The organism is Ruegeria sp. YKSD163, from assembly GCF_059612905.1.
The window spans coordinates 56,328-79,161 of sequence record NZ_JBXWRM010000016.1 but is presented as its reverse complement, the minus strand read 5'-3'; the positions used below and the strand labels follow the sequence as shown (position 1 = coordinate 79,161).

General features: G+C 65.1%; 24 protein-coding genes. 17 read left to right on the top strand and 7 right to left on the bottom strand.

Annotation, left to right across the window (positions count from 1 at the left end):
• Window positions 1-47: 47 nt before the first annotated feature.
• The 3 genes from AC2FNA_RS18835 to AC2FNA_RS18825 all read right to left on the bottom strand — a co-directional run bounded on the left by AC2FNA_RS18835 (window position 48) and on the right by AC2FNA_RS18825 (window position 1,624).
• Window positions 48-266, bottom strand: coding sequence for a DUF1127 domain-containing protein (locus AC2FNA_RS18835; RefSeq protein WP_496829157.1), 219 nt, complete (start codon window positions 264-266; stop codon window positions 48-50).
• 140 nt (window positions 267-406) lie between these two features.
• Window positions 407-802, bottom strand: coding sequence for a carboxymuconolactone decarboxylase family protein (locus AC2FNA_RS18830; RefSeq protein WP_496829155.1), 396 nt, complete (start codon window positions 800-802; stop codon window positions 407-409).
• 3 nt (window positions 803-805) lie between these two features.
• Window positions 806-1,624: a cyclase family protein gene (locus AC2FNA_RS18825; protein WP_496829153.1), complete on the bottom strand. Its 819-nt coding sequence runs from the start codon at window positions 1,622-1,624 to the stop codon at window positions 806-808.
• 192 nt (window positions 1,625-1,816) lie between these two features.
• Between AC2FNA_RS18825 and AC2FNA_RS18820 the strand changes: the two genes are divergently transcribed.
• The gene (locus tag AC2FNA_RS18820) at window positions 1,817-2,467 is read left to right on the top strand and encodes a GntR family transcriptional regulator (RefSeq protein WP_496829151.1); all 651 of its coding nucleotides are present in this window, start codon (window positions 1,817-1,819) and stop codon (window positions 2,465-2,467) included.
• 81 nt (window positions 2,468-2,548) lie between these two features.
• Here the strand turns inward: AC2FNA_RS18820 and AC2FNA_RS18815 are convergent, their stop codons facing one another.
• On the bottom strand, window positions 2,549-3,262 hold the full coding sequence (locus tag AC2FNA_RS18815; protein WP_496829149.1) for a type 1 glutamine amidotransferase: 714 nt from the start codon (window positions 3,260-3,262) through the stop codon (window positions 2,549-2,551).
• An 83-nt stretch (window positions 3,263-3,345) separates the two neighbouring features.
• Here AC2FNA_RS18815 and AC2FNA_RS18810 point away from each other — a divergent pair, with 83 nt between their 5' ends.
• The 4 genes from AC2FNA_RS18810 to AC2FNA_RS18795 all read left to right on the top strand — a co-directional run bounded on the left by AC2FNA_RS18810 (window position 3,346) and on the right by AC2FNA_RS18795 (window position 7,137).
• A complete protein-coding gene (locus AC2FNA_RS18810) occupies window positions 3,346-4,605 on the top strand; it encodes a cytochrome P450 (RefSeq protein WP_496829147.1) in 1,260 nt (419 codons plus the stop codon).
• Window positions 4,606-4,644: 39 nt separating this feature from the next.
• Window positions 4,645-5,934, top strand: coding sequence for a type I glutamate--ammonia ligase (locus AC2FNA_RS18805; protein ID WP_496829145.1), 1,290 nt, complete (start codon window positions 4,645-4,647; stop codon window positions 5,932-5,934).
• A 10-nt stretch (window positions 5,935-5,944) separates the two neighbouring features.
• Window positions 5,945-6,259 carry a 2Fe-2S iron-sulfur cluster-binding protein gene (locus AC2FNA_RS18800; protein WP_496829143.1) on the top strand — a complete coding sequence of 105 codons (315 nt, stop codon included), beginning with the start codon at window positions 5,945-5,947 and terminating at the stop codon, window positions 6,257-6,259.
• Between the two features lie 185 nt (window positions 6,260-6,444).
• Entirely contained in the window at window positions 6,445-7,137 is a 693-nt protein-coding gene (locus AC2FNA_RS18795; RefSeq protein WP_496829141.1) for an FkbM family methyltransferase, read from the top strand.
• Window positions 7,138-7,139: 2 nt separating this feature from the next.
• On the opposite strand, the gene AC2FNA_RS18790 is transcribed toward AC2FNA_RS18795, so the two are convergent.
• Window positions 7,140-7,913: an IclR family transcriptional regulator gene (locus tag AC2FNA_RS18790; RefSeq protein ID WP_496829139.1), complete on the bottom strand. Its 774-nt coding sequence runs from the start codon at window positions 7,911-7,913 to the stop codon at window positions 7,140-7,142.
• A gap of 169 nt (window positions 7,914-8,082) precedes the next feature.
• Here AC2FNA_RS18790 and AC2FNA_RS18785 point away from each other — a divergent pair, with 169 nt between their 5' ends.
• The 10 genes from AC2FNA_RS18785 to AC2FNA_RS18740 all read left to right on the top strand — a co-directional run bounded on the left by AC2FNA_RS18785 (window position 8,083) and on the right by AC2FNA_RS18740 (window position 19,773).
• Window positions 8,083-9,027, top strand: a complete 945-nt coding sequence (locus AC2FNA_RS18785; RefSeq protein ID WP_496829137.1) for a tripartite tricarboxylate transporter substrate binding protein — start codon at window positions 8,083-8,085, stop codon at window positions 9,025-9,027.
• Between the two features lie 57 nt (window positions 9,028-9,084).
• Window positions 9,085-9,615: a tripartite tricarboxylate transporter TctB family protein gene (locus AC2FNA_RS18780; protein WP_496829135.1), complete on the top strand. Its 531-nt coding sequence runs from the start codon at window positions 9,085-9,087 to the stop codon at window positions 9,613-9,615.
• Window positions 9,615-11,234 (top strand): tripartite tricarboxylate transporter permease, encoded by a 1,620-nt coding sequence (locus AC2FNA_RS18775; RefSeq protein WP_496829133.1) that lies wholly within the window; start codon window positions 9,615-9,617, stop codon window positions 11,232-11,234. The genes AC2FNA_RS18780 and AC2FNA_RS18775 overlap by 1 nt, the downstream gene beginning before the upstream one ends.
• 140 nt (window positions 11,235-11,374) lie before the next feature.
• Complete coding sequence (locus AC2FNA_RS18770) at window positions 11,375-13,471, top strand: 3-hydroxyacyl-CoA dehydrogenase NAD-binding domain-containing protein (RefSeq protein ID WP_496829131.1); 2,097 nt, start codon at window positions 11,375-11,377, stop codon at window positions 13,469-13,471.
• Window positions 13,471-14,646 carry an acetyl-CoA C-acyltransferase gene (locus tag AC2FNA_RS18765; RefSeq protein ID WP_496829129.1) on the top strand — a complete coding sequence of 392 codons (1,176 nt, stop codon included), beginning with the start codon at window positions 13,471-13,473 and terminating at the stop codon, window positions 14,644-14,646. The genes AC2FNA_RS18770 and AC2FNA_RS18765 overlap by 1 nt, the downstream gene beginning before the upstream one ends.
• 108 nt (window positions 14,647-14,754) lie before the next feature.
• On the top strand, window positions 14,755-15,945 hold the full coding sequence (locus AC2FNA_RS18760) for an acyl-CoA dehydrogenase family protein (protein ID WP_496829127.1): 1,191 nt from the start codon (window positions 14,755-14,757) through the stop codon (window positions 15,943-15,945).
• A gap of 5 nt (window positions 15,946-15,950) precedes the next feature.
• Window positions 15,951-17,078, top strand: coding sequence for an acyl-CoA dehydrogenase family protein (locus AC2FNA_RS18755; RefSeq protein ID WP_496829125.1), 1,128 nt, complete (start codon window positions 15,951-15,953; stop codon window positions 17,076-17,078).
• Window positions 17,059-17,493 carry a PaaI family thioesterase gene (locus AC2FNA_RS18750; protein WP_496829123.1) on the top strand — a complete coding sequence of 145 codons (435 nt, stop codon included), beginning with the start codon at window positions 17,059-17,061 and terminating at the stop codon, window positions 17,491-17,493. Before AC2FNA_RS18755 ends, AC2FNA_RS18750 begins: the two co-directional genes overlap by 20 nt.
• Complete coding sequence (locus tag AC2FNA_RS18745; protein WP_496829121.1) at window positions 17,490-18,260, top strand: oxepin-CoA hydrolase, alternative type; 771 nt, start codon at window positions 17,490-17,492, stop codon at window positions 18,258-18,260. The genes AC2FNA_RS18750 and AC2FNA_RS18745 overlap by 4 nt, the downstream gene beginning before the upstream one ends.
• 22 nt (window positions 18,261-18,282) lie before the next feature.
• Complete coding sequence (locus AC2FNA_RS18740) at window positions 18,283-19,773, top strand: class I adenylate-forming enzyme family protein (RefSeq protein ID WP_496829119.1); 1,491 nt, start codon at window positions 18,283-18,285, stop codon at window positions 19,771-19,773.
• A 114-nt stretch (window positions 19,774-19,887) separates the two neighbouring features.
• Here the strand turns inward: AC2FNA_RS18740 and AC2FNA_RS18735 are convergent, their stop codons facing one another.
• Complete coding sequence (locus tag AC2FNA_RS18735) at window positions 19,888-20,775, bottom strand: LysR family transcriptional regulator (RefSeq protein WP_496829117.1); 888 nt, start codon at window positions 20,773-20,775, stop codon at window positions 19,888-19,890.
• A 92-nt stretch (window positions 20,776-20,867) separates the two neighbouring features.
• On the opposite strand from AC2FNA_RS18735, the gene AC2FNA_RS18730 reads away from it, so the two are divergent.
• A complete protein-coding gene (locus AC2FNA_RS18730; protein ID WP_496829116.1) occupies window positions 20,868-21,083 on the top strand; it encodes a hypothetical protein in 216 nt (71 codons plus the stop codon).
• Window positions 21,084-21,126: 43 nt separating this feature from the next.
• Here AC2FNA_RS18730 and rpe read toward each other — a convergent pair whose 3' ends face one another.
• Window positions 21,127-21,816, bottom strand: coding sequence for a ribulose-phosphate 3-epimerase (rpe, locus tag AC2FNA_RS18725; protein WP_496829114.1), 690 nt, complete (start codon window positions 21,814-21,816; stop codon window positions 21,127-21,129).
• Between the two features lie 174 nt (window positions 21,817-21,990).
• On the opposite strand from rpe, the gene phnC reads away from it, so the two are divergent.
• Window positions 21,991-22,812: a phosphonate ABC transporter ATP-binding protein gene (phnC, locus tag AC2FNA_RS18720; RefSeq protein ID WP_496829112.1), complete on the top strand. Its 822-nt coding sequence runs from the start codon at window positions 21,991-21,993 to the stop codon at window positions 22,810-22,812.
• Window positions 22,813-22,834: the final 22 nt, after the last annotated feature.

The following is a 22,834-nucleotide window of genomic DNA, read 5'->3' as shown; positions in this document are numbered from 1 at the left end:
ATTTTCTGGTCAAATTTTCTTTGAAAATTTGGTGCGGTCCTGCCGGGTCACACGCGGTCGCTCAGCACCCATCGGATGATGTCCGCACGCCGCAAGCCGCGTGCGGCCAACTCCGCATCGGTCAGGGCGGACAGGGCATGGATACGGCGGAGCCGCGCGTTTGCCTCGCCGATGCGGACCAGAGCGTCGAAGATGCCTGCCAAGATATCGCCCAGCACGTGGTGCAGGGTCGCTAGCGAGCGGAGGTGGAGGGTCGACTGGGCCATGGCTCAATCCTGATCTTTGGCTAATCCGAATTGGCCGACTGTATAAACTGCTCGGTCCGGATGTGCCATGTCGCGGGAGGCATAGCTGCCGTGCATCGCACGCAAATCTGCGGCGAAAACCCTTCTTTTCGATGCTGCGCTCAGGCCTTGAAGAGGTCGTCCACAGGCACCTGCAATCCCGTTACGATACCATTGGTCTGCATTGCCATGCCGATCACTGCCAACATCTCGCTATGTTGCACAGGCGTCATGCCCTTGGCCCGCGCCGCAGCGGTATGGGAATGCACGCAATATTCACAGCCATTGGCGGTCGAGACGGCGACATAGATCATTTCCTTGACAAGCGGGTCGAGCGTGCCGGGGCCCATAACCACCTTCAGACGATCCCAGGTGGCGCGTAACAGCGCTGGGTCATGCGCCAGGGCCCGCCAGAAATTGTTGACGTAATCGGTGCCTCGGGTGGCGCGGATGTCGTCGAAGACGGCCAGCGCCTCGGCGCTGGCCTCTTCATCACTCAGCAGAGGGACAGTCGCCATGGATCAGACCATGGCGAAGATGCGGGCAGGGCCACCCGAGCCGCCGCGATGATTGGGGGCGCCGACGATCAGGGTGGCGCCGCTGGCGGGTACCTTGTCCAGGTTGGCCAGGTTCTCGATGCCATAGCGGTTGGTGGGCAGCCAGGCGTAGTGGGTGGCGAAATCGGCCGAGGGGCCGTGATCGAGCGACAGCGTATCCACCGCCATTGCAACGGCACCGGTTTCTTCGATCAGCATCTGCGCCGCCTCGACATGGAAGCCGGGGAAATGCATCTTGCCTTCGCTGTCGGCGTTGCGGAAGCCGGGCCCGCCTGTCCTGCCGCCCCAGCCCGAGTGCATCGCCACACAGGCGCCGTCGGGGATCGGGCCGTTGGCGCTGATCCAGGCCTTGAGGTCATCCGGCGTCACCTGGGCATCGGCATCCGCCGCGGCCTTTTCGTGGATATGCACCACGCAGAGCGGGCACACGAGATTGGCAAGTGGGATCTCGTCCACCGACTGACCATCGGCCGAGAAATGCAGCGGCGCGTCGACATGGGTACCGGTGTGTTCGTTCACACTGAGCGTGAACAGGTTGAACCCGTGTTCCTTGAAATTGAAATTCTGGGTGGCCTCGATCCCGGGCGCCCCGAAGTAGGTCGGAAATTCGGCGTCGTAAATATGGGTCATGTCGACCACGCCGCCATGCCCGGCCGCCATCGCCGCAGGCGCCGTGGCGGTTCCCAGCGCCGCGCCGGCCGCCACGGCGGCGCTGGCCTTGAACAGGTCCCGGCGGGACAGCATCCGTTCCTTGACCGCGTTCATCACGCAAATGTCACACATTGTCGTCTCCCTGGTTTGATGTTTCTGCTGCAATAGGTCCTTCCTGCCTGCGGGCAGCGTAGCACAGTTGCGTGAAATTCCAGCCATGTCTTTGGTGTGTATTGCAAAACCGGGTCACATCTGCGCGCGCCGCGGCGTTGCGCGGCCCGCGGGCAGCGCGTAACCTTCAGGCTGAAGCGGGAGGCATGAGCGATGGCGGGACAGACGGAGCAGGTGATCAACGGGGTGCTCGAGGATATCGAGCACGGACGGCTGGGTCCCGGCGACGTGCTGGAGGAAGCCGCGCTGATCGAGCGGCACGGCGTGTCGCGCACCCCGGTGCGCGAGGCTTTCATCCAGCTCGAAACCCTGGGCCTCATTCGGCGGTTGCCGCGCAAGGGTGCTGTGGTGTTCAAACCGACGCTGGAAGAATTTCTTGCCATTCTCGAAGTGCATGCCCGGCTGGAGGGACAGGCGGCGGGGCTTGCGGCGCGGCGGATGAACGCCGCGCAGGCGGCCGAGCTGGAGGCGGTGGTCGCCGCATGCGAGGCGCATGCCCGCGACAAGGGTGACGGTGACCCGTTCGGCTATTACCGGCTGAACCTGAAGTTCCACGAAACCGTCGCGCTAGGCTCGGGTAACCCCTATCTGGTCGAGATGATCAAGACCCATGCGCGCAAGCTCTTGGCCTATTACCGGGCGCGCTACAGCTATCCCGGGTCGATCCCTACCTCGGCGCGCGAACACCGCCAGATCGCCACGCTGATCTTCGAGCGGCGGCGGGAGGAGGCGGAAACAGCGATGGCCCGGCATGTGCAGTTCGACCAGGTCACGGTAATGGATCTGCTGGCGGCACTGGGGTGACCCCGCCCCGGCCGTCGCGGCGGCCGCGAGGGCGGGATTTGAGTATTTTTGACCAGAAAGAAGCAGCAGGGGGGGCGTGCCTCAGGCCGGGCGTGCCTGCTCGAAAAAGCGCGCGATGCTTTCGGCAAAGGCGTCCATGTCCGAGCGTTGGGCGAGCGAGGCGACGGCCCGCGCATGCACCGTGGCACCCATGTCGCCTGCCAGTTCCTCGGTTAGGGCGGTGATGAAGCCGTGCGTCATCTCGGGGTGGTGCTGGGTGGTGTAGATACGGTTGCCGAGCGCGAAGCCCGAGACCGGGCAATCAGGGCCCTGCATGATCGCGCGCGCGCCCGGGGGCAGGGCGGTTACCTGTTCCACATGACTGCCGTAAAGCCTGACCTCATCGGGCAGGTCGCGCGCCCAGTCGGGCCGTTCAAGCATGCGGTTCCGGGTCAGCCCGTGCACCCAGCCGCCCGGGTTGCGCCCGATCCGCCCCCCCAGCGCCAGCGCAATGGCCTGATGCCCGAAACAGGCGCCGAACATCGGGATTTCGCGGCCATGCAGGTCGCGAATCAGGGTTAGCAGGCGCCCGATCCAGGGCGCCCCGCCCAGCACCGAGGCGGGGCTGCCGGTGATCATCGCGCCGTCGATGTCCTCCAGCGTCTCTGGGAACTGCCCGTCCTTGACCGCAAAGACCGAGGTTGTCCAATCGGGCCGCGCGCGCTGGATCAGGGCGGTGAATTTCTCGCCGTCCTTTGGGTGGGCCTGGGCAAAGGCGCTTTCGTCCGTATTGGTCATCAGGATCGCCAAGTGCATGATCTTCCCCGAGAGATTTTCATTTACATATTTATGACTTCTTATAATATACACATGTTAACGGAGCGAGGAAAGGTAAAAACATGACGGTCTGGACCCCCACCGATGACGGCTATGCCGATCTGACCAGCCATGACGCCTTTGCCGGGGGCGCGCCGCACAACACCTTTGCCCGGTTGCGCCGCGAGGATCCGCTGCACTGGACCGAATATGCCGACGGGCAGGATTTCTGGTCGGTCACCCGCCATGCCGACATTGCCGAGATGAACAGGAACACGGCTGTTTTCTCCTCGGCCCGCGGCATCCGGATGGAGGATCAGAGCTATGAGGAATACCTGGCCCGCCGCACCTTTCAGGAGACCGACCCGCCCGAGCACAGCCAGACCCGGATGCTGCTGATGAAGGCCTTCTCGCGCACCACCATGGCGCAATACGAGGACGACATCCGGGCGATCTGTGTCGATATTCTGGACGAGGTGCTGGACAAGGGCACGTTCGACGCCACCAAGGAGATCGCGCGCCAGCTGCCGATGCGGATGCTGGGCCGCATCGTCGGCCTGCCCGATGCCGATCTGCCCTGGCTGGTGGAAAAGGGCGACGCGCTGATCGCCAATACCGATCCCGATTTCACCACCCATGTGCTCGACAAGCTCGACACCGACGAATACCGGATGATGCCCTTCAACTCGCCCGCCGGGGCCGAACTGTACCTCTATGCCAAGGACCTGATGGAGCAGAAGGAGAAGGCGGGCGATACCTCGGGCGTGCTGCACATGATCCTGCAACCGTCCAAGGACGGCTCGGTCATCAGCGATACCGAGTTCCGCAACTTCTTTTGCCTCGTGGTGGCGGCGGGCAACGACACCACCCGCTATTCCATCGCCGCCGGTATCCAGGCCATGTGCCACCAGCCCGAGCTGCTGGAACAGATGCGGGCGGGCGGCGACATCTGGGAGACCGCCCCGGACGAGATCATCCGCTGGGCGACGCCCGCGCTTTATTTCCGGCGCACCGCGCTTCAGGATCACGAGATGCATGGCAAGACGATCCGGGCAGGGGACAAGGTGCTGTATTGGTGGTCCTCGGCCAACCGCGACGAGACGGTGTTCGACGACCCGTTCCGGGTCGATCTCTACCGCAACCCGAACCGGCATCTGAGTTTCGGCCAGGGCGGTCCGCATGTCTGCCTGGGCATGTGGCTGGCCCGGCTCGAGGTCAAAGTGCTGTTCCAGGAGCTGTCCAAGCGGTTAAGCTCTATCGAACCGGCCGGACCGCACAAGTTCCTGCGTTCGAATTTCGTGGGCGGGATCAAGGAACTGCCGGTCACCGTCCGCCGCGCCTGACCCGACACCAGAACAGGCTCAACAGGGAGGAGCCCCGACATGAAAGACAGATTGCGCGCGATGTTCTGCGACCATCTCAGCGTGATGCGGGGCAAATACCTGCCCAATTCCAAGATCGCCGACAGTTCCACCCGGTTCTGCCGCTCGACCTTTGGCGTGCATTACGACCGTGACCTGCTGGACGCGCCCGGCGCGATGATGAAGCAGGGCCTGCCGGATATGGAGCTGAAATGGGTCCATGACGATATCCGCGACAGCTGGCATACCGGCACCAAGGTGGTGCTGGGCGATCTCTATGACGATCAGGACCAGCCGCTGCCGCTCTGCCCGCGCGGGGCGCTGAAACGGGCGGTGGCCGCCTGGCAGGCGCACGGTCTCAGCCCCAAGGTTGGGATCGAGCTGGAATGTTTCGCGCTTCAGGCCGACGACAATGGGCGGCTGGTGCCCTATGACGCGCCGGGCGGCGTGGTCTATGGCACCGGTCCCTTTGCCGATCCGCTGCGGTTCAACGACCGGATCTGGGCGATGGCCGAGGAGATGGGATTCTCCCTCGACATGATCACTGCCGAGTTTGACAGCCCGCAGTTCGAATATACGCTGACCTTCGACGATGCGCTCAAGGCGGTGGACGATATCGTGCTGTTCCGCCTGATGGCGCGCGAGATCGCGCTGGAATACGGGATCGTGCTGACCTTCATGCCGAAACCGATTGCCGAGGCGGGCGGCTCGGGCATGCATATCAACTTCTCCTTCCAGGATGCGACCGGCGCCAATGCGCTGTCCTCCGGCCCGCGCGGCGGGCCCGAGCATATGAACGATCTGGCGCGCGGCTGTCTGGCGGGGCTCTTGCACCATCACAAGGGGCTGGCGGGGCTGATCGCGCCGACGGCCAATTCATACATGCGGCTGCAACCCGGCTCGCTGTCGGGCTACTGGCAGAACTGGGGCGGCGATCATCGCAACGTCACCACACGCATCAGCTCCGAGGGTGGCGCCAAGGCGCGGCTGGAACACCGGATGGCCGATGCCTCCGCGAACCCCTATACCGCCGTGGCCGCCGTGTTGCAGGCGGCAAGGCTGGGGGTCGAGAACGGCCACACCCTGCCGCCGATGGAGACCGGAGACGGGTTTGACAGCACCGACGCCAAGGAAGGCACCGCCATCGACCTGGCCGGAGCGGTCCGCGATCTGGAACGCGACACCGTACTGGCCCAGGCGGTGGGCGCCGAGTTGGTCGCCAACCATGTGTTCATGAAACAGAAGGAAGTGCGCAAGACCCGCGATCTCGAAGGTGACGCGCTGCGCGATTTCTATGTCTACTTCATCTGAGGAGCCTGCCATGCGCGTGACCTGGAAACTGGCCGACGGCCGCGAGATTGCGGCCGAGGTCTCCCCCGGCCTGTCGCTGATGGAGGCGGCGCAGGCCAATAACGTGCCTGGCGTGATCGGCGAATGCGGCGGCTGCCTGAGCTGCGCCACCTGCCACGTGGTGGTCGATCCGGCCTGGTCCGACCGGACCGGCGCGCCGGGCGAGTTCGAGGATGCCATGCTGGACATCACCGCCGCCGAGCGTCAGCCGAGAAGCCGCCTCAGTTGCCAGATCGAGGCGCATCCAGATCTCGACGGGCTGGTTTTGCACGTGCCCGAGGCCTGACAACCGCCGACACTTGTTCAGCGCATGGCTCTGCCCCTTTCACTTTGCCGAAAATACTCCCGCCGGAGGCATCCCAAACCAGCGACAGACGCCTCATTTTCCAAGGCGAACACCGCATAAGGCTTGCCTTTTCGCCCCTTGAAACACAGGATGCGCGCAAGACAAGCATAAGGTGAGGCAAGGCAGTGCCCGAAACGAATTCCGTCGCCGCCGAGTGTCTGGGCGTCAAGGTCCCGGCCTCGCGGTTTCTCAACGAGACCCGGATCGAACGCATCAACTCCGCCCGCTATGAGGGGCAGGAAATCGTGGGCGCGCTGCATGTCACCGGCCCCAAGGACGTGGTGCTGGAAATCGGCGCCGGGCTTGGCATTGTCGGCGCGGTGGTGGCCAAGAACGCCAAGCCGAAATCGGTGACCTCGTTCGAGGCCAACCCCGAACTGGTGCCAGAGATCGAGGCGCTTTATGCGCTCAACCGGCTGGGCAAGAAGATCAGTCTGCGCAACCAGATCCTGATCAGCGCGCCGGACCGGCCCGAGAGCATGCAGTTTCACATCCGCAGCAGCTATCTCGGGTCATCGCTCCTCAACCCGACCGAGCGGCCCTCGACCGTGGTCGACGTGCCCACTGCCGATTTCGCGGAGGTTTGCGCCGAAACCGGCGCCACCGTTCTGATCATGGATATCGAGGGGGGCGAGCTGGAGCTACTGCGTCATGCGGATCTGAGCCAGTTTCGCGCCGTCGTGCTGGAGTTTCACCCCGAGGTCTATGACATCGCCGGCATGCGCGAATGCAAGGGTATCCTGAACGCGGCCGGGTTCGAGAAGGTGAGCGAGAAGTCCACCCGCACGGTTTGGACCTGCCTGCGTCCTGACGCCTGACCCTAGGCCGCGCCGGGATAGTCCGGTGGACAGAACCCGCCGGTGCGCTGGGTCAGGTCAAGTGCCGCCGCCTTGAGGGCGGCGCGCACGCGGCTCTTGAGTTCGGCGGTCATCCGCGACACAGGCGCCGCCACCGCCAGTGCCCCGATCGGGCGCTGGTCGGCGCCAAAGATCGGCGCCGCGTGGGAATGCACATCCGCTTCGAACCCGCCCACTGATTCCGCGATACCGCTCTCATGTGCCTCGGCCAGCGCTTGGCGCAGGCGCTCGGGGTCGGTTTCGGTCTGGGGCGTGTGTTTGACCAGCGGTGCCGAGAGCGCGCGCCTCACCACCTCTTCGGGCGAGAAGGCGAGAAAGGCCAGGCCCGACCCGGTGGCATGCAGCGACAGGATCTCGGCATCCTCCATCGCCACGCGGGTGCCGTGGTGGCTGCTATAGGCATGGGTCAGCGTGGTCAGCTGCCCATTGCGCTGGATCGACATATGCGAGGTTTCGCCGGTCTCGTCGCACAGGCGCCGCAGCACGTCGCGCGACACCGACAGCAGCGGCACCGCCGCCTCGCGCAAAGCGGCCAACCGCAGCACTTCGGGACCCAGCCGATAGGCCCGGTCGCCGTTCATCTGTTCGACGAACCCCGCCGCCTGAAGCTCGGTCATCATGCGATAGACCGTCGCCTTGTTCATGCCCGACAGGCGCGTCAGCTCGCTCAGGCCCATCTCGAGCCGCCCGTGGTTGAACAATGCCAGCAGGGACAATGCCTTGGAAACCGTTCCCATCCTGCCTTTCCGTCACCGAACTGTGCGAAACATGGGCGTTTCGCGATTTCAGGGCGCCTTTTGGCAGAAATAGTTGACAGATGGTAGTCTCGCCTGTCAATCTGTATTTAAACCGCAGGTTCAAATAATGAACCAATCCTGCGGAAGGGAACCGAACTGGGAGGACAACATGACAATCAAAACCAAGATCGCGGGCGCCCTTGCGACCGCAGCGATTGCGCTGAGCGCCGGCATCGCCGCAGCGGAATACCCCGAGAAACCGGTGAATTTCATCGTGCCATGGCCTCCGGGTGATCTCGAGGATGTGTTGACCCGCATGATCGCCGATGATTTCCAGGAGAAATACGGTGTCGCGGCAGCCGTGGTGAACAAGCCCGGTGGTGGCGGTGGCCCCTTCCCGGGTGCCATCGAGGTCGCCAACGCACCCGCCGATGGCTATACCATCGGCTCTTTCGTGATCGGGGTGCCAGTGATGGGCCATCAGATCGACATCGCGCCGCTGACGCCCGCAAAATTCGACCCGCTGGGGATTTTCCTGACCTATCCCTTTGTCATCGCCACCTCGGGCGACGCGCCCTATAGCAGCATGGCAGAGCTGGCCGAATACGCCAAATCCAACGACGTGGCACTGGGCCATTTCGGCGATGTGCTGACGCCGACGCAGGTGACCAAGGCGTTCGCCAAGAATGCCGGTTTCGAATGGGGATCGGACGCGGCCTTTGATGCGCTCGACTGCAACACGCTGGCCTCGGGCGATGCGGATGTGATCAACACCACGCTCCAACTGATCCTGCCCTGTCTGGACAGCGTCAAGGTGCTGACCTCGATCACCGACGAGCGCATCCCGCTGGTGCCGGATGCGCCCGCCATCGGCGAACTGGATGCCGATCTGAACATTGCGCTTTGGAACGGCCTGTTCGTGACCAAGGACACGCCGCAGGATGTACGCGACAAGATCGTCGCCGTGGCCAAGGAGTCGATGATGAGCGATCGCGCCCAGGCGGTGGCCAAGGAGACCGGCGCGCTGGTCTATTGGCAGGACGCAGGCGAGAGCGCCGCGCGCATCGAAAACGACATTGCCACCATGGCCCGTATCGGCGGCCTGCTGGAATGATCCCGACCAGGCCGGGGCCATGTGCCCCGGCCTCTTTCTTTGCCGGAACCCTGCCTTATGCCCACTGAACGCGAGCGCCGCTTTGTCGGTCCCCGGCGCGCCCAGCTGATCTTTGCCCTGTTCTTTGTCGCGGTCTCGATCCTGCTGCTCAGCCAGATCGGCAGCCAGACGAAATGGGTAGAGAAATCCAAGCTCTTCGCCCAGCCTCGATTCTGGCCAGCGGTTGGTTTGGGCGGCATGGCCCTGCTGGGTGCGATGCACCTTTACCTTCTACCTTGGCGCAAGGTGACCCGCTATGACTGGTGGGAGCTGCGCAAATGGAACCAGGTTCTGGAATTCGCGTCTTGGTTCATGGCCTATGTCGTACTGGTGCCGCGGATCGGCTATCTGCCGGGAACGCTGGTGTTTGTGCCGCTCCTGACCTGGCGGATGGGTTACCGTGATCGCCGGATGCTGGGCCTGTCGGTCCTGTTCGCGGTGGCGGTGGTGGTGCTGTTCAAGGGGCTGTTGGGGGTCAAGATCCCTGGTGGTGCGATCTACGAGTACCTTCCCGGCGCATTGCGCAGCTTCTTTATCCTGTATCTCTGATGGACCTGCTTCTTTCCGCTCTCGACATCCTGACGCGCTGGGACGTGGCGCTGGCGCTTCTGACCGGCTCGGTCGGCGGGGTTCTGATCGGCGCCATTCCCGGTGTCGGCCCTGCCGTGGCCATCGCCATCCTGCTGCCGGCCACCTTTTCGATGGACCCGATCGTCGGACTGACGGTGCTGTTGGGCATCTATGGCAGCTCCATGTACGGCGGTGCCATTCCCGCCATCCTGATCAACACACCCGGCACCGCGGTGAACGCGCTGACCACCTATGACGGCTATCCGATGACCGCGAGGGGAGAGCCGCGCCGGGCGCTGAGCCTGGCCTATTCCGCCAGCTTCTTTGGCGGCATCTTCTCGGTGATCTGCCTGATACTGTTTGCGCCAGTGCTGGCACGGGTGGCGCCCTATTTCGGCAGCCGCGAGATCTTTCTTGCCGCCCTTCTGGGCATCATCCTGATGGTGGTGGCCCATCGCGGCCAGACCCTGATCGCGGGCGCGCTGGCGGCCTTTGGCGTCTTCATCCAGTCGATCGGGCTGGAGCCGGTGAAATACACCTCGCGCTATACGTTCGACCAGCCGTTCCTGTCGGGCGGCATCAACCTGATCGTGGTGGTGCTGGGCCTGTTCGCGCTTAGCCAGGCCTTTGTCCTGCTCACCTCGGAGGATGAGAAGATCCGCATGACCCGCCTGAGGGGCGGCATGTTCCAGGGCCTGCGCGAGTTGGCGCGCCACCCGCGGGTGGCGACCGTATCGGCCAGTTTCGGCGTGGTGATGGGAATGATCCCGGGCGTCGGCGAGTTCACCGCGCAATTCATGTCCTATACCTATGCGCAGCGTTCGTCCAAGCGGCCGCAGGATTTCGGCAATGGCTCTTCCGAAGGGCTGATCGCCGCCGAGACCGCCAACAACGCGGTGCCCGCCGCGGCAATGGTGCCGCTCTTGGCACTGGGCATTCCGGGCGAGGCGCTGACCGCGATGATGCTGAGCGTGTTCTACGTGCATAACGTGGTGCCCGGCCCGGGCCTGTTCCAGAACCAGATGGATTTCGTGGTGGCGCTCTACCTCGCGCTCCTCATCCTCAACGTGCTGGTTCTGGTGTTCCTGCTGTTCGCCACCCGGTCGCTGATCCAGGTGGTCCGGATCCCCAACCGCTTTCTGGGGGTCTGTATCCTGACGCTCAGCTTTGTCGGGGTCTATTCGCTGCGCAATTCGGCCATCGATTGCGTGATGGCCGCTCTGTTCGGGGTGCTGGGCTATATCCTCAAACGCCTGTCGATGCCCTCGGTGCCGATCATCCTGGGCATGGTTCTGGGCGGCATCATGGAGGTGAAGCTGCGCGCTGGCATGGCCCGGGTCAAGGAGCCGCTCGATTTCATCGACCGTCCGGTCGCATTTCTGCTGTTCCTTGCCATCGTGCTGGTGCTGATCGGCCATTTCCGCCGGGTTCTGCGCGAGCGGGCCGAGATCAAGGTCGCCGAACGGGGTGCGCTGAGATCGGGGCACCGGTTCGGCCAGATGCTGGGACGGCGGCGCGGGCGCTTCGTCAAGGACCGGTTCAAGCTGGTGCGCGCCCGCCATGCCAAGCGGCTGCGCGCGCTCAAGGACCTGTTCTAGGGCCGCATCCGCGCGGCGTCGGACTCCAACCGGACCCTACGTCGCTTTGGCCATTCCCCCTTGATCTCGGATGCGCGGCGGATCACCCTGCCAGCGCGCGGAACGCCATTTCGCAGATTGAAACAGGGAGGAGAGGCCCCATGCCCGAGGCCATCGGATACGAACGCGTTGGAGATATCGTCATTCTGGCGGCCGACAATCCGCCGGTCAATGCGCTGGGCCACGCGGTGCGTCAGGGGCTGGCCGACGGGCTTGACCGGGCCGAGGCCGAGGGTGCGCGCGGGGTACTGATCTATGGCACCGGGCGGACCTTTTTTGCCGGGGCCGATATTCGTGAATTCGGCAAGCCGCCCAAGGAACCGCACCTGCCCGAGCTGTGCAACCGGATCGAGGCCTCGCCGCTGCTTGTCGTATCGGCGCTGCACGGCACCGCGCTGGGCGGCGGGCTCGAGGTGGCGCTGTCCACCCATTACCGGATCGCGGTGCCGCAAGCCAAGGTCGGGTTGCCCGAGGTGCATCTGGGCATCCTGCCGGGCGCCGGTGGCACCCAGCGCCTGCCGCGAGTGGTGGGGGTCGAGGCGGCGCTCGACATGATCACCACGGGCCGCCATGTGCGCGCCGACGAGGCGCTGCGCCTGGGGGTGATCGACCGCGTCGCCGAGGGTGAGCCGCGCGAGATCGGCCTGAGCTACCTGCGCGAACTGCTGGACGAGGGTGCCTCGCGCCGCCCGGTCGGTGAAATGCCCGCGCCCGCGCCGGTCGATTTCGACGCGGTCTATGCCGCCGTGCTGAAAAAGGGCCGGGGCCAGCTGTCGCCCGCAACTGCCGTGCGGGCGGTGCAGGCGGCGTGCGAGGCCGAGAGCTTTGCCGCCGGGCTGAAGCGCGAGCGTGAGCTGTTCATGGAGCTCATGAACTCGGACCAGCGCGACGGGCTGATCCATGCGTTCTTCGCCGACCGCGCGGTGGGCAAGCTGCCGGAACTGGAAGGTGTGGCGCCGCGCCCGCTGGCCGCGATCGGCGTCATCGGCGGCGGCACCATGGGGGCGGGTATCGCCACCGCCGCGCTCTTGTCGGGGTTGACGGTCACCATGCTGGAGATGACGCCCGAGGCCGCCGAGGCCGCAAAGGGCCGGATCGAGGGCAATCTGTCGGGTGCGCTGAAACGCGGCAAGCTGACATCGCAGCAGTTCGACACCCTGACCACCAAGGCGCTGACGCTGGCCACCGATTACGCGGCCCTTTCCGAGGCCGATCTGGTGATCGAGGCGGTGTTCGAGGACATGGAGGTCAAGAAGCAGGTGTTCACCAAGCTTGACGCCGTGTGCAAGCCGGGTGCGGTGCTGGCCTCGAACACCTCGTATCTCGATATCAACCAGATCGCGGCGGTGACGAGCCGGCCGCAGGATGTGCTGGGGCTGCATTTCTTCTCGCCCGCGCATGTGATGAAGCTTTTGGAGGTCGTCATTGCCGACGAGACCGCGCCCGATGTGGCGGCCACCGGCTTTGCGCTTGGCAAGCGGCTGGGCAAGGTCTCGGTCCGGGCCGGGGTCTGTGACGGGTTTATCGGCAACCGCATCCTGTCGGTCTATCGCACCTGCGCCGATCACATGATCCTGGACGGGGCATCGCCCTATGAGATCGACGAAGCGCTGGAAGAGTTCGGGTTCGCCATGGGTCCGTTCGCAGTGGCCGACCTGGCCGGGCTGGATATCGGCTGGGCGGTGCGCAAGCGCAAGCGGGCCGAGGGGCTGGACTCGCGCGCCCGTGACAGCGCCTATGCCGACAAACTGTGCGAGGCGGGTCATTTTGGCCAGAAGACCGGCAAGGGCTATTACGACTATGCCGCCGGTGCCAAGGCACGCGTGCCGAACCCCGAGGTAATGCCGCTGATCGAGGGTGAACGCGCCGCGCAGGGGATTACCCCGCGCGCCTTCAGCAAAGACGAGATCGTGCGCCGCTACATGGCGGCGATGGTCAACGAGGCTGCCAAGGTGGTGGGCGAGGGCATCGCGCGCCGTCCACTCGACGTGGATGTGACCCTGCTCTACGGCTACGGCTTCCCGCGCTATCGCGGCGGGCCGCTGAAATGGGCCGATATGCAGGGGCTGCCCGCATTGTTGGCCGATATCAAACGCTGGGCGGCGGAGGATGCCTATTTCTGGCAGCCCGCGCCGCTTTTGGAACAACTGGTGGCCGAGGGCCGCTCTCTCGACGATCTGAACAAGGAAGCCGTCTAATGAAACAAGCCGTTATCGTATCCACCGCCCGGACCGGGCTGGCGAAATCGTTTCGCGGGTCGTTCAACGTGACCCACGGGGCCACCATGGGTGGCCATGCGGTTCAGGCGGCGGTGTCCCGCGCGGGGCTGGATGGCTCGGAGATCGAGGATTGCATCATCGGCTGCGGGTTCCCCGAGGGTGAGACCGGCAGCAATATCGGCCGCCAGATCGCCATTCGCGCTGGATTGCCGGTGACGGCCTCGGGCGTGACGGTGAACCGGTTCTGCTCGTCGGGCCTGCAAACCGTTGCCCTGGCGGCGCAGGCGATCACCGAGGGCGGCTCCGGCCCGATGGTGGCAGGCGGGGTCGAGAGCATCTCGATGGTGCAGCCCAAGGCGCGTTACGCCCAGGAAGCCTGGATCCAGGAACACAAGCCCGCCATCTACATGGCGATGATCGAGACGGCGGATATCGTGGCACAGCGCTACAACCTCAGCCGCGAGTATCAGGACGAGTATTCGCTGCGCAGCCAGCAGCGCATCGCGGCGGCGCAGGCCGAGGGCAAGTTCGCCGACGAGATCGTGCCGATGGTCACCAAGATGGCGGTGAAGGACAAGGAAAGCGGCGAAATCTCGATGCATGAGGTCACCGTGGACCGCGACGAATGCAACCGGCCCTCGACCACGCTGGAGGGTCTGGCGGGGCTGGAGCCGGTGCGGGGCGCGGGCAATTTCGTGACCGCGGGCAATGCCTCGCAACTGAGCGACGGTGCTGCGGCGCTGGTGCTGATGGAGGCGAAAGAGGCCGAGCGCCGGGGGCTGGAGCCGCTGGGTGCGTTCAAGGGGTTCTGTGTCGCGGGCTGTGAGCCCGACGAGATGGGCATCGGGCCCGTGTTCGCAGTGCCGCGCCTGCTGGAGCGGCACGGGCTGAAGGTGGATGACATCGACCTGTGGGAACTGAACGAGGCGTTTGCCAGCCAGTGTCTTTACAGCCGCGACAAGCTGGGCATCGACCCCGAGAAATACAACGTGAACGGCGGCTCGATCGCAATCGGTCACCCGTTCGGCATGACGGGTGCGCGGATGACCGGGCATCTGATGCTGGAAGGCAAGCGGCGCGGCGCCAAGCTGGGCGTGGTCAGCATGTGTATCGGCGGCGGCATGGGTGCCGCCGGGCTGTTCGAGATCTTCTGAGCAGTGGAATGCGTCCGCGCGGGCCATCGAGGCCCGCCCGGACGCGGCCCGGCGCGGGGCGCGCCGGGCAAAGCCGCCCGAAACGGACGGCATGGGAGGAAAGCGGATATGGACCTGAATTACAGCGACGAGGAAAAGGCGTTTCGCGCCGAGGTGTGCGCCTTTCTGGCCGAGAACCTGCCAGCAGATGTCTCCGACAAGGTGCGGCGCGGCATCAGCCTGGGCAAGGAAGGCCATGAGAAATGGCATGCCACGCTGAATGCGCGGGGATGGCTGGCCTATAACTGGCCGCGCGAGTTTGGCGGTGCCGAGTGGAACGCGGTGCAGCGGCACATCTTTGAAGAGGAATGCGCCGCCGCCTATGCCCCGCGCATCGTCCCTTTTGGCCTGTCGATGCTGGCACCGGTGTTGCAGAAATTCGGCACCAAGGAACAGCAGGACCATTACCTGCCGCGCATCCTGTCGGGCGACGACTGGTGGTGTCAGGGCTATTCCGAACCCGGTGCCGGGTCTGATCTGGCCTCGCTGAAAACCCGCGCGGTGCGGGACGGTGACCACTATGTCGTCAACGGACAGAAGACATGGACCACGCTGGGCCAATACGCGAACTGGATCTTCTGCCTTGTCCGCACCGACCCCGAGGCCAAGCAGCAGGAGGGGATCAGTTTCCTGCTGATCGACATGACCACGCCGGGCATCACCGTCCGCCCCATCGTGCTGCTGGATGGCACGCCCGAGGTGAACGAGGTGTTCTTTGACGACGTGCGGGTGCCGGTCGAAAACCTGGTGGGCGAGGAGAACAAGGGCTGGACCTATGCCAAGTACCTGCTGACCCATGAGCGCACCAATATCGCAGGCGTGGGCTTCAGCCAGGCGGGGCTGGACGCGGTCAAGCGTATCGCCCGGATCGAGACGGCCAACGGTCGTCCGCTGATCGAGAACCCGCATTTCGCCGCCCGGCTGGCCCAAATCGAGATCGACCTGATGGCCATGGCCACCACCAATATGCGCATCATCAGCCAGGCCGCCAGCGGCCAGGCGCCGGGCGTCGAAAGCTCGATGCTCAAGGTCAAGGGCACCATCATCCGGCAGGAGATCAACGATCTGACCCGCCGCGCGGTGGGGCCCTATGCGATGCCCTTCGCCTCGGAAGCGGTCGAGGGCGACAATGCGCCCATCGGGCCGGACTATGCCGGACCGGTGGCGGCGCATTATTTCAACAACCGCAAACTGTCGATCTTTGGCGGGTCGAACGAGATCCAGCGCGGGATCATCGCCAAGGTCAAGATGGGGGGCTGAGGGATATGGATTTCAACCTGACCGAAGAACGCCAGATGTTGCAGGATACCCTGCGCCGCTATCTGGCTGATCGTTACACGACATCCGTCCGCAACACGATCCTGGAGAGCGACAGCGGCATGAGCGCGGATATCTGGGCCGGGCTGGCGGAATTGGGCGTGATCGGGGCGCTGTTTGCCGAAGAAGACGGCGGGTTTGGCGGCGCAGGCTTCGACATCGCCACCGTGTTCGAGGAACTGGGCCGCGCCGGCGTGGTCGAGCCGATGCTGGACAGTGCCATTCTGGGCGGGCGGCTGATCGCGGCGCTGGGCGACGATACCCAGCGCGGGCTGCTGGAGGAGATCATCGGCGGGGCAGCGCATCTGGCGCTGGCGCATGGCGAACCGGCCAGCCGCTATGACCTGACACGGGTGGAGACCACCGCGCGCGTTGACGGTAACGAGATCGTGCTGAATGGTCGCAAGGCGGTGGTGGTGAATGCCGAAGCTGCCGGCCACCTGATCGTCTCGGCCCGTGAAAGCGGTGGCATGTTCGATCTGGACGGCATTTCGCTGTTCCTGGTGCCAGCGGGCACGCCTGGGCTGGCGCTGCATGGCTATCCGATGCTGGCCGGGGGCCGCGCCGCCGAGGTGACGCTGGACACTGTCCGCCTGCCGCAATCGGCGCGGCTGGGCGCGGCGGGGGCCGGGCTGTCGCCGCTGATGGATGCGATTGCCGCCGCCAATGTGGCGCTTTGCGCCGAATGCGTCGGCGCCATGCAAAGCGCGGTGGAGCTGACACGCGGCTATCTGATGACGCGCAAGCAGTTTGGCCGCCCCATCGGCACGTTCCAGGCGCTGCAACACCGGTTCGCTGACATGCTGATCGAGCTGGAACAGGCGCGCTCGGCCCTGATCAACGCGAGCGGCCACCTGGACAGCGCCGACCGCGACCGCCAGATCGCCGCCGCCCGCAACCTGATCGCGCGGGTGGGCCGATTGGTGGCCGAAGAGGCGATCCAGATGCATGGCGGCATCGCGATGACGCAGGAATACGAGCTGGCCCATATCGCCAAGCGCATCGTGATGGCCGATCACCGGTTCGGCGATGCCGATTACCATCTGGAGCGGTTCATTGCCCTCAGCGCCGCCTGACCTGCCCGCATCCTGGACGCGCGAGAAATCCGGCTGCCAGTCGATGGTGGGTTACGAGCTGGACCATGACCGGACCGGCGTCAGCCGGGCCTGTCACCTCGACCTTGGGCCGCAGCACTTGAACTATCACGGTATCCTGCATGGCGGGCTGGTGTCGATGCTGTTGGACGTGGCCTGTGGCCAGACCGCATCGGCCATGTTCCGGCCCGAGGATCCGATCCCCGTAGTGACCGCCTCGCTCAACGTGCAGTTCGTGGCGGCCGCACGGGGCGGGCGGGTGACGGCGGTGGGCATCCCCTCGGGCAATGGCCGCACGCTGGCCTATGTGAACGGGGAATTGCGTGACGAGGACGGCCGCCTGCTGGCCACGGCGGCGGGTGTGTTCAAGCGCGGCAGCCTGAGGAAGAAGACATGACGCTGGCGCGCGTGGACGACCGGGGCGACCGGCTGGTCGTGGTCAACATGAACAGTGCCCGACGCGGTGCGCTGTCGCCCGATCTTTATGCCGCGATTGCCGAGGCAATGGAGCGGGCGGCGGAACCGCGTATTCGCGCGGTGATCCTGTCGTCCGAAGGCGGGTTCTTTTGCGCGGGCGGCGACCTGAACGTGCTGATTGAGCGGCGTCAGCTGAGCGAGCCGGAGCGGCGCGGCAAGGTCGATCTGTTGCACGACCTTATCCGCGCCATCCGCGCCTGCCCGGTGCCGGTGATTGCGGCGGTCGAGGGCGGCGCCGCGGGCGCCGGTGCCTCGTTGGCCTTGGCCTGCGACCTGCTGGTTGCAGCCGAGGGTGCGAAATTCACCGCCGCTTATGTCAAAGCAGGGCTGGTGCCCGATGCCGGGCTGACCTCGGCGCTGGCGCGGATGCTGCCCCGGCAAATGGCGATGGAGATGTGCCTGCTGGCCCGCCCGATCACCGCTGGGCGCATGGCGGAGCTGGGCGTTGTAAATCTGCTGGCCGCGCCGGGCGAGGCCGAAGCGCAGGCCCATGTGCTGGCCGACGCGCTGGCGCAGGGACCGCGCAACGCGCAGGGCGTGATCCGGCGGATGGTGGCGGAGGCTTATGAAGCGAGCGAGGCGCAGCAACTGGACGCCGAACGTGACGCCATGGCCCGCGCAGCGGGTGGGGACGAGGCCGCCGAAGGGATCGCGGCCTTTCTGGAAAAGCGCAAGCCCCGGTTCTGACCGGGCAACAGGGGATCAGGCGATGGAGAAATGGCACGACTACCCCGGCGCACAGATCGCCAGCCGCCCCGATGCGCCCGCGTTTTCCGACAGTGGCGGCGCGGACTGGAGCTATGGCGATCTGGACCGCGCCATTTCGGCGCTGGTGGACGTACTCGCCGCAAAGGGCGTGCAGTCGAATGACCGGGTGATGATCCTGGCCGAGAATTGCTGCGCGGTGGTGGCCGCGCTCTTTGCCGCCTCGCGGCTCGGGGCCTGCGCGGTGCCGATCAACGCGCGCCAGACCGGGCCCGAGGTGGACAAGATCATCGCCCATACCGAACCCGCCGCAATCCTCTGCGCCTCGGACATTTCGGCGGATGCCGCCGCCCATGCCGCGCGTCTGGGCGCACACCCGATCGAGGGCGCCTTTGGCCGGATGCGTCTGGCGACACCCCACAACAGCAACCCCGATCCGGTGCTGAGCGATGTGGCGGTGATGCTGTTTACCACCGGCACCACCGGCACGCCCAAGGGGGTGATGCTGACCCATGACAACTTGCGCTTCGGCGGGCGCAGCTCGGCAGAGCTGCGCGACATGACGACGGATGACGTGATCTATGGCGTGCTGCCTGTCACCCATGTGTTTGGCCTCGCCTCGGTGGTGACGGCGGCCACCTGTATCGGCGCTCCCGTCCGGCTCGATGCGCGGTTCACCGCTGCGCGCAGCTATGCGGCGCTGACCTCGGGCGTGACGCTGTTTTCCGCCGTGCCGCAGATGCATGCGCTGTTGATGCAATACGCGCGTGAACAGGGGTATGATCACCTGCCGGGCGGCACGTTGCGCTATACCTCCTCGGGCGCGGCGCCGCTGGATCCTGCGTGGAAACGCAAGGCCGAGGCGTTTTATGGCGTCGCCCTGCAAAACGGCTATGGCTTGACCGAGACCACTGCCGGTGTGTCGGCCACGCGCAACCGGATCGGCCTGCCGGATATCTCGGTCGGAAAGCCGCTGCCGCAGGTCGAGGTACGGCTGGACGAAGATGTGTCCGGCGGCGGCGATGGGGTCGGCGAGGTGCTGACCCGCGGCCCGCATGTGATGAAGGGCTATTACCGCAACCCGCAGGCCACCCAAGCGGCGATACAAGACGGTTGGTTCCGAACCGGCGACCTGGGCCGATACGACGAGCAGGGAAACTTGCACATTGCCGGGCGCAGCAAGGAACTGATCATCCACGGGGGCTTCAACGTCTACCCGCCCGAGGTCGAGGCGGCGCTGAACGACCATCCGAATGTGATCCAGTCGGCAGTGGTCGGGCGCATGGTCGGGGGCGACGAGAAGGTGGTGGCCTTTGTCCAGATCGCGCCGGATGATGCGCCCGATCTCGAAGAATTACGCGCCTTTGCCGCGGCACGCCTCGCCGGTTACAAACGCCCCAGCCAGATCGTGCTTGCCACGTCGCTGCCGGCCGCACCGACCGGCAAGATACTCAAGCACAAGCTGCTCGACCATTTCGCCGACAGACTGGAGTGAGTGCGGGCAGCGGCCATTTGGACGCCCCTTGCGCGTCGCCCAAGCCTCCGGCGGCAGTATTTCGAACCAGAAAGAAGCGGGAGTGCCGGCAAGATCAGTGACGCGTTAAGCCGCCTAGCGGTAGAGCGCGGCGTAACGCGGGGCGAAGAACCGCACGAATTTTCTGACTTCGGGCCGCTTCCATGCCTTGGGGGCCACCAGCAGGACATGCGGCCGCGACAGTTCCTCGATCGGTCCGAAGCATGGCATATAGGCCGGGTCGTCCGACACTAGCCGCAGGTTGATCAGGCCCAGCCCATGCCCCGCCCGTATCGCGGCATGAACCAGGTCGATCTCGGAGAATGTCTGTACGATCTGCTCAGGTGCCACATGCCGCGCCAGCCATTCATAGAGCCGGGGTGGCACCCCTTCGCGCCGGTAGCCGATGAAGCGGTGCCCTCGCAGAGCATCCGCAGAGGAGGGCAGGCCGTATTTCGCCGCGTAAGCGGGTGATCCGAACAGGCCCCATTGCGCGATGCTGATCGGACGACAGATCAGATCCGCGTCAGGTTCGCGCACGGCCAGTCGCAGTGCGATATCCGCCTCACCCGCCATCAGGTCGAGAACCCGGACATCGGGCAGAAACTCGAACGCTATTGCGGGGTTGGCCAGCGAGAATGCGCTGAAGATCGCCTGTGCCCGCGTCGAGAAGTTGCCGCTATAGGCGGTGATCCGGATCGGGTGCGAACAAGCGAGCGTGCTGGCCTGTTCGGCAAGCTTTGAGATGGCGGCCTCGACCGCTTCTGCCGCGGCGACGAGTTTCCGGGCAGAGGCGGTTGGGTGAAATCCGCGCGTGTCGCGCTCGAACAGGGTCAGGCCGGTCTCGTGTTCCAGCACGTCTATGCGCCGGGCCACGGTTGGTTGCGACATGCCCAGGCGGCTTGCGGCGGCAAGGGTCGATCCCTCGCGCAAGACGGCAAGAAAGACACGCAGGTTGGACCAGTCGCGCAGCCCGTTATTCATTTATGTAGAACAGCACAAAATTGCGCCTGATACCAGCGTGGTGTGGCCAGGGCTAAGCTGAGCGGGACTTTGACAAGGAAAGGACACGCTAAATGCCCGCGCTCTGCCTGCCGTTCATCTTTTCGCGCAACCCGCTTCACAGCCTGTTCGGTTCCAAGCCGCAAGAGCCCCGTCCCGCCCCTGAGAGCCGATCCGCCCAGCGTCATCGACGGGAGTTCATTGACGAGATGCTGACCCGATCGCCGGACTCGTTTTCCAGCGCCTACGATATCGAAACTGCTATGCTGCTCTGCCCCGACCGGTTCTGATGCCCAACTCAGGGTGCGCTCCCGCACCTGCTGGCCTGAAACATCAGGCCCAAACCCCTTCGGCGGCGGCGCGAATCTCGGCAATATTCTGACCATAGACGCCCGGATTCTCGACCGAACCGCCGCGGAACACCGCCGAGCCCGCAACCAGCACATCGGCACCGGCCTGCGCCACCAGGGGTGCGGTTTTCGGGTCCACACCGCCGTCGATCTCGATATGCACCGGCCGGTCGCCGATCATCTCGCGCAGGCGGGTGATCTTGGTGGTCATGTCGATGAATTTCTGGCCGCCAAAGCCCGGGTTTACCGTCATCACGCAGATAAGGTCGGTGAGATCCAGCAGATGCGCCACCGCCTCGGCCGGGGTGCCGGGGTTCAGCGCCACGCCCGCCTTCATCCCCGCGCCACGGATCGCCTGCAAGGTGCGGTGGATATGCGGACCGGCCTCGACATGCGCGGTCAGGACATCTGCGCCTGCATCGGCATAGGCGTCGATATAGGGATCGACCGGCGCGATCATCAGATGCACGTCCATCACCGTCTTCACATGCGGGCGGAACGCCTTCACCGCCATCGGGCCAAAGGTCAGGTTCGGCACGAAATGGCCGTCCATCACGTCCACATGCACCCAGTCGGCGCCTTCGGCCTCGATGGCGCGGATCTCGGCGCCGAAATTGGCGAAATCGGCGGACAGGATCGACGGGGCGATCTTGATCTTGCGGTCAAAGCTCATTGCGGCCTCACGGTGGATTGCAGAGTCGCCCGCCCTATACAGGTTCCTGCCCCCTTTGGGTAGGGTCAGGCACCCGGCGCTAGCCGGGGCGCGTTACAAAACTTTCACCCCCCTGACACATCGGCTTCGTCTGGCGGGCATAGCACCCCCCATCAGCAAGACCGGGGGAAAGACGTGCTGCGGATCGACAAACTGACCAAACGGTTCGGTGACAATATCGCGGTGAATGCCGCGACGCTGGATGTGGACAAGCCCTGCATGATCGGCATCATCGGCCGCTCGGGCGCGGGGAAATCGACGCTGTTGCGGATGATCAACCGGCTGAGCGACGCCAGCGACGGCCGCATCCTGTTTGAGGATCGCGACGTGACCCGCCTGCGCGGGGCCGAGAAACGGGCCTGGCAGGCGCAATGCGCGATGATCTTTCAGCAGTTCAACCTGGTGCCGCGCATGGATGTGGTCTCGAACGTGCTGCACGGCACGCTCAACCGACGCTCGACCCTGGCCACCATGTTCAACCTTTACCCGACCGAGGATATCCACCGCGCCATCGACATTCTCGACCGGCTCGGCATCGCCGCCCATGCGGCCAAACGGGCCGAGGCGCTGTCGGGCGGCCAGCAACAGCGCGTCGCCATCGCCCGCGCCCTGATGCAGGACCCGGCGATCATCCTGGCCGACGAACCGATTGCCTCGCTCGACCCGATGAACGCGCAGGTGGTCATGCAGTCCCTGCGCCGCATTCACGAGGAGGACGGACGCACCGTCATCGCCAACCTTCACACGCTGGATACTGCGCGCCGCTATTGCGACCGCGTGGTCGGCATGCGCGACGGGCGCATCGTGTTCGACGGATTGCCCGAGCAACTGACGACCGGTGTCGCGCGCGAGATCTATGGCGCCGATGCCAGCTTTTCCGAGGCCGCGACCTCGACCGAGATCGACACGCTCGATGCCCCGCACCCCGCGCCGCAGCGTGCCGGGGCCACGGCCTGACCCTTTTCCACCGATCCCGGCC

Excerpts from the sequence above, each read along its gene's own strand:
- AC2FNA_RS18835 (WP_496829157.1), bottom strand. The coding sequence starts at position 266 with ATGGCCCAGTCGACCCTCCACCTCCGCTCGCTAGCGACCCTGCACCAC.
- AC2FNA_RS18830 (WP_496829155.1), bottom strand. The coding sequence starts at position 802 with ATGGCGACTGTCCCTCTGCTGAGTGATGAAGAGGCCAGCGCCGAGGCG.
- AC2FNA_RS18825 (WP_496829153.1), bottom strand. The coding sequence starts at position 1,624 with ATGTGTGACATTTGCGTGATGAACGCGGTCAAGGAACGGATGCTGTCC.
- AC2FNA_RS18820 (WP_496829151.1), top strand. The coding sequence starts at position 1,817 with ATGGCGGGACAGACGGAGCAGGTGATCAACGGGGTGCTCGAGGATATC.
- AC2FNA_RS18815 (WP_496829149.1), bottom strand. The coding sequence starts at position 3,262 with ATGCACTTGGCGATCCTGATGACCAATACGGACGAAAGCGCCTTTGCC.
- AC2FNA_RS18810 (WP_496829147.1), top strand. The coding sequence starts at position 3,346 with ATGACGGTCTGGACCCCCACCGATGACGGCTATGCCGATCTGACCAGC.
- AC2FNA_RS18805 (WP_496829145.1), top strand. The coding sequence starts at position 4,645 with ATGAAAGACAGATTGCGCGCGATGTTCTGCGACCATCTCAGCGTGATG.
- AC2FNA_RS18800 (WP_496829143.1), top strand. The coding sequence starts at position 5,945 with ATGCGCGTGACCTGGAAACTGGCCGACGGCCGCGAGATTGCGGCCGAG.
- AC2FNA_RS18790 (WP_496829139.1), bottom strand. The coding sequence starts at position 7,913 with ATGGGAACGGTTTCCAAGGCATTGTCCCTGCTGGCATTGTTCAACCAC.
- AC2FNA_RS18785 (WP_496829137.1), top strand. The coding sequence starts at position 8,083 with ATGACAATCAAAACCAAGATCGCGGGCGCCCTTGCGACCGCAGCGATT.
- AC2FNA_RS18780 (WP_496829135.1), top strand. The coding sequence starts at position 9,085 with ATGCCCACTGAACGCGAGCGCCGCTTTGTCGGTCCCCGGCGCGCCCAG.
- AC2FNA_RS18775 (WP_496829133.1), top strand. The coding sequence starts at position 9,615 with ATGGACCTGCTTCTTTCCGCTCTCGACATCCTGACGCGCTGGGACGTG.
- AC2FNA_RS18770 (WP_496829131.1), top strand. The coding sequence starts at position 11,375 with ATGCCCGAGGCCATCGGATACGAACGCGTTGGAGATATCGTCATTCTG.
- AC2FNA_RS18765 (WP_496829129.1), top strand. The coding sequence starts at position 13,471 with ATGAAACAAGCCGTTATCGTATCCACCGCCCGGACCGGGCTGGCGAAA.
- AC2FNA_RS18760 (WP_496829127.1), top strand. The coding sequence starts at position 14,755 with ATGGACCTGAATTACAGCGACGAGGAAAAGGCGTTTCGCGCCGAGGTG.
- AC2FNA_RS18755 (WP_496829125.1), top strand. The coding sequence starts at position 15,951 with ATGGATTTCAACCTGACCGAAGAACGCCAGATGTTGCAGGATACCCTG.
- AC2FNA_RS18745 (WP_496829121.1), top strand. The coding sequence starts at position 17,490 with ATGACGCTGGCGCGCGTGGACGACCGGGGCGACCGGCTGGTCGTGGTC.
- AC2FNA_RS18740 (WP_496829119.1), top strand. The coding sequence starts at position 18,283 with ATGGAGAAATGGCACGACTACCCCGGCGCACAGATCGCCAGCCGCCCC.
- AC2FNA_RS18735 (WP_496829117.1), bottom strand. The coding sequence starts at position 20,775 with ATGAATAACGGGCTGCGCGACTGGTCCAACCTGCGTGTCTTTCTTGCC.
- AC2FNA_RS18730 (WP_496829116.1), top strand. The coding sequence starts at position 20,868 with ATGCCCGCGCTCTGCCTGCCGTTCATCTTTTCGCGCAACCCGCTTCAC.
- rpe (WP_496829114.1), bottom strand. The coding sequence starts at position 21,816 with ATGAGCTTTGACCGCAAGATCAAGATCGCCCCGTCGATCCTGTCCGCC.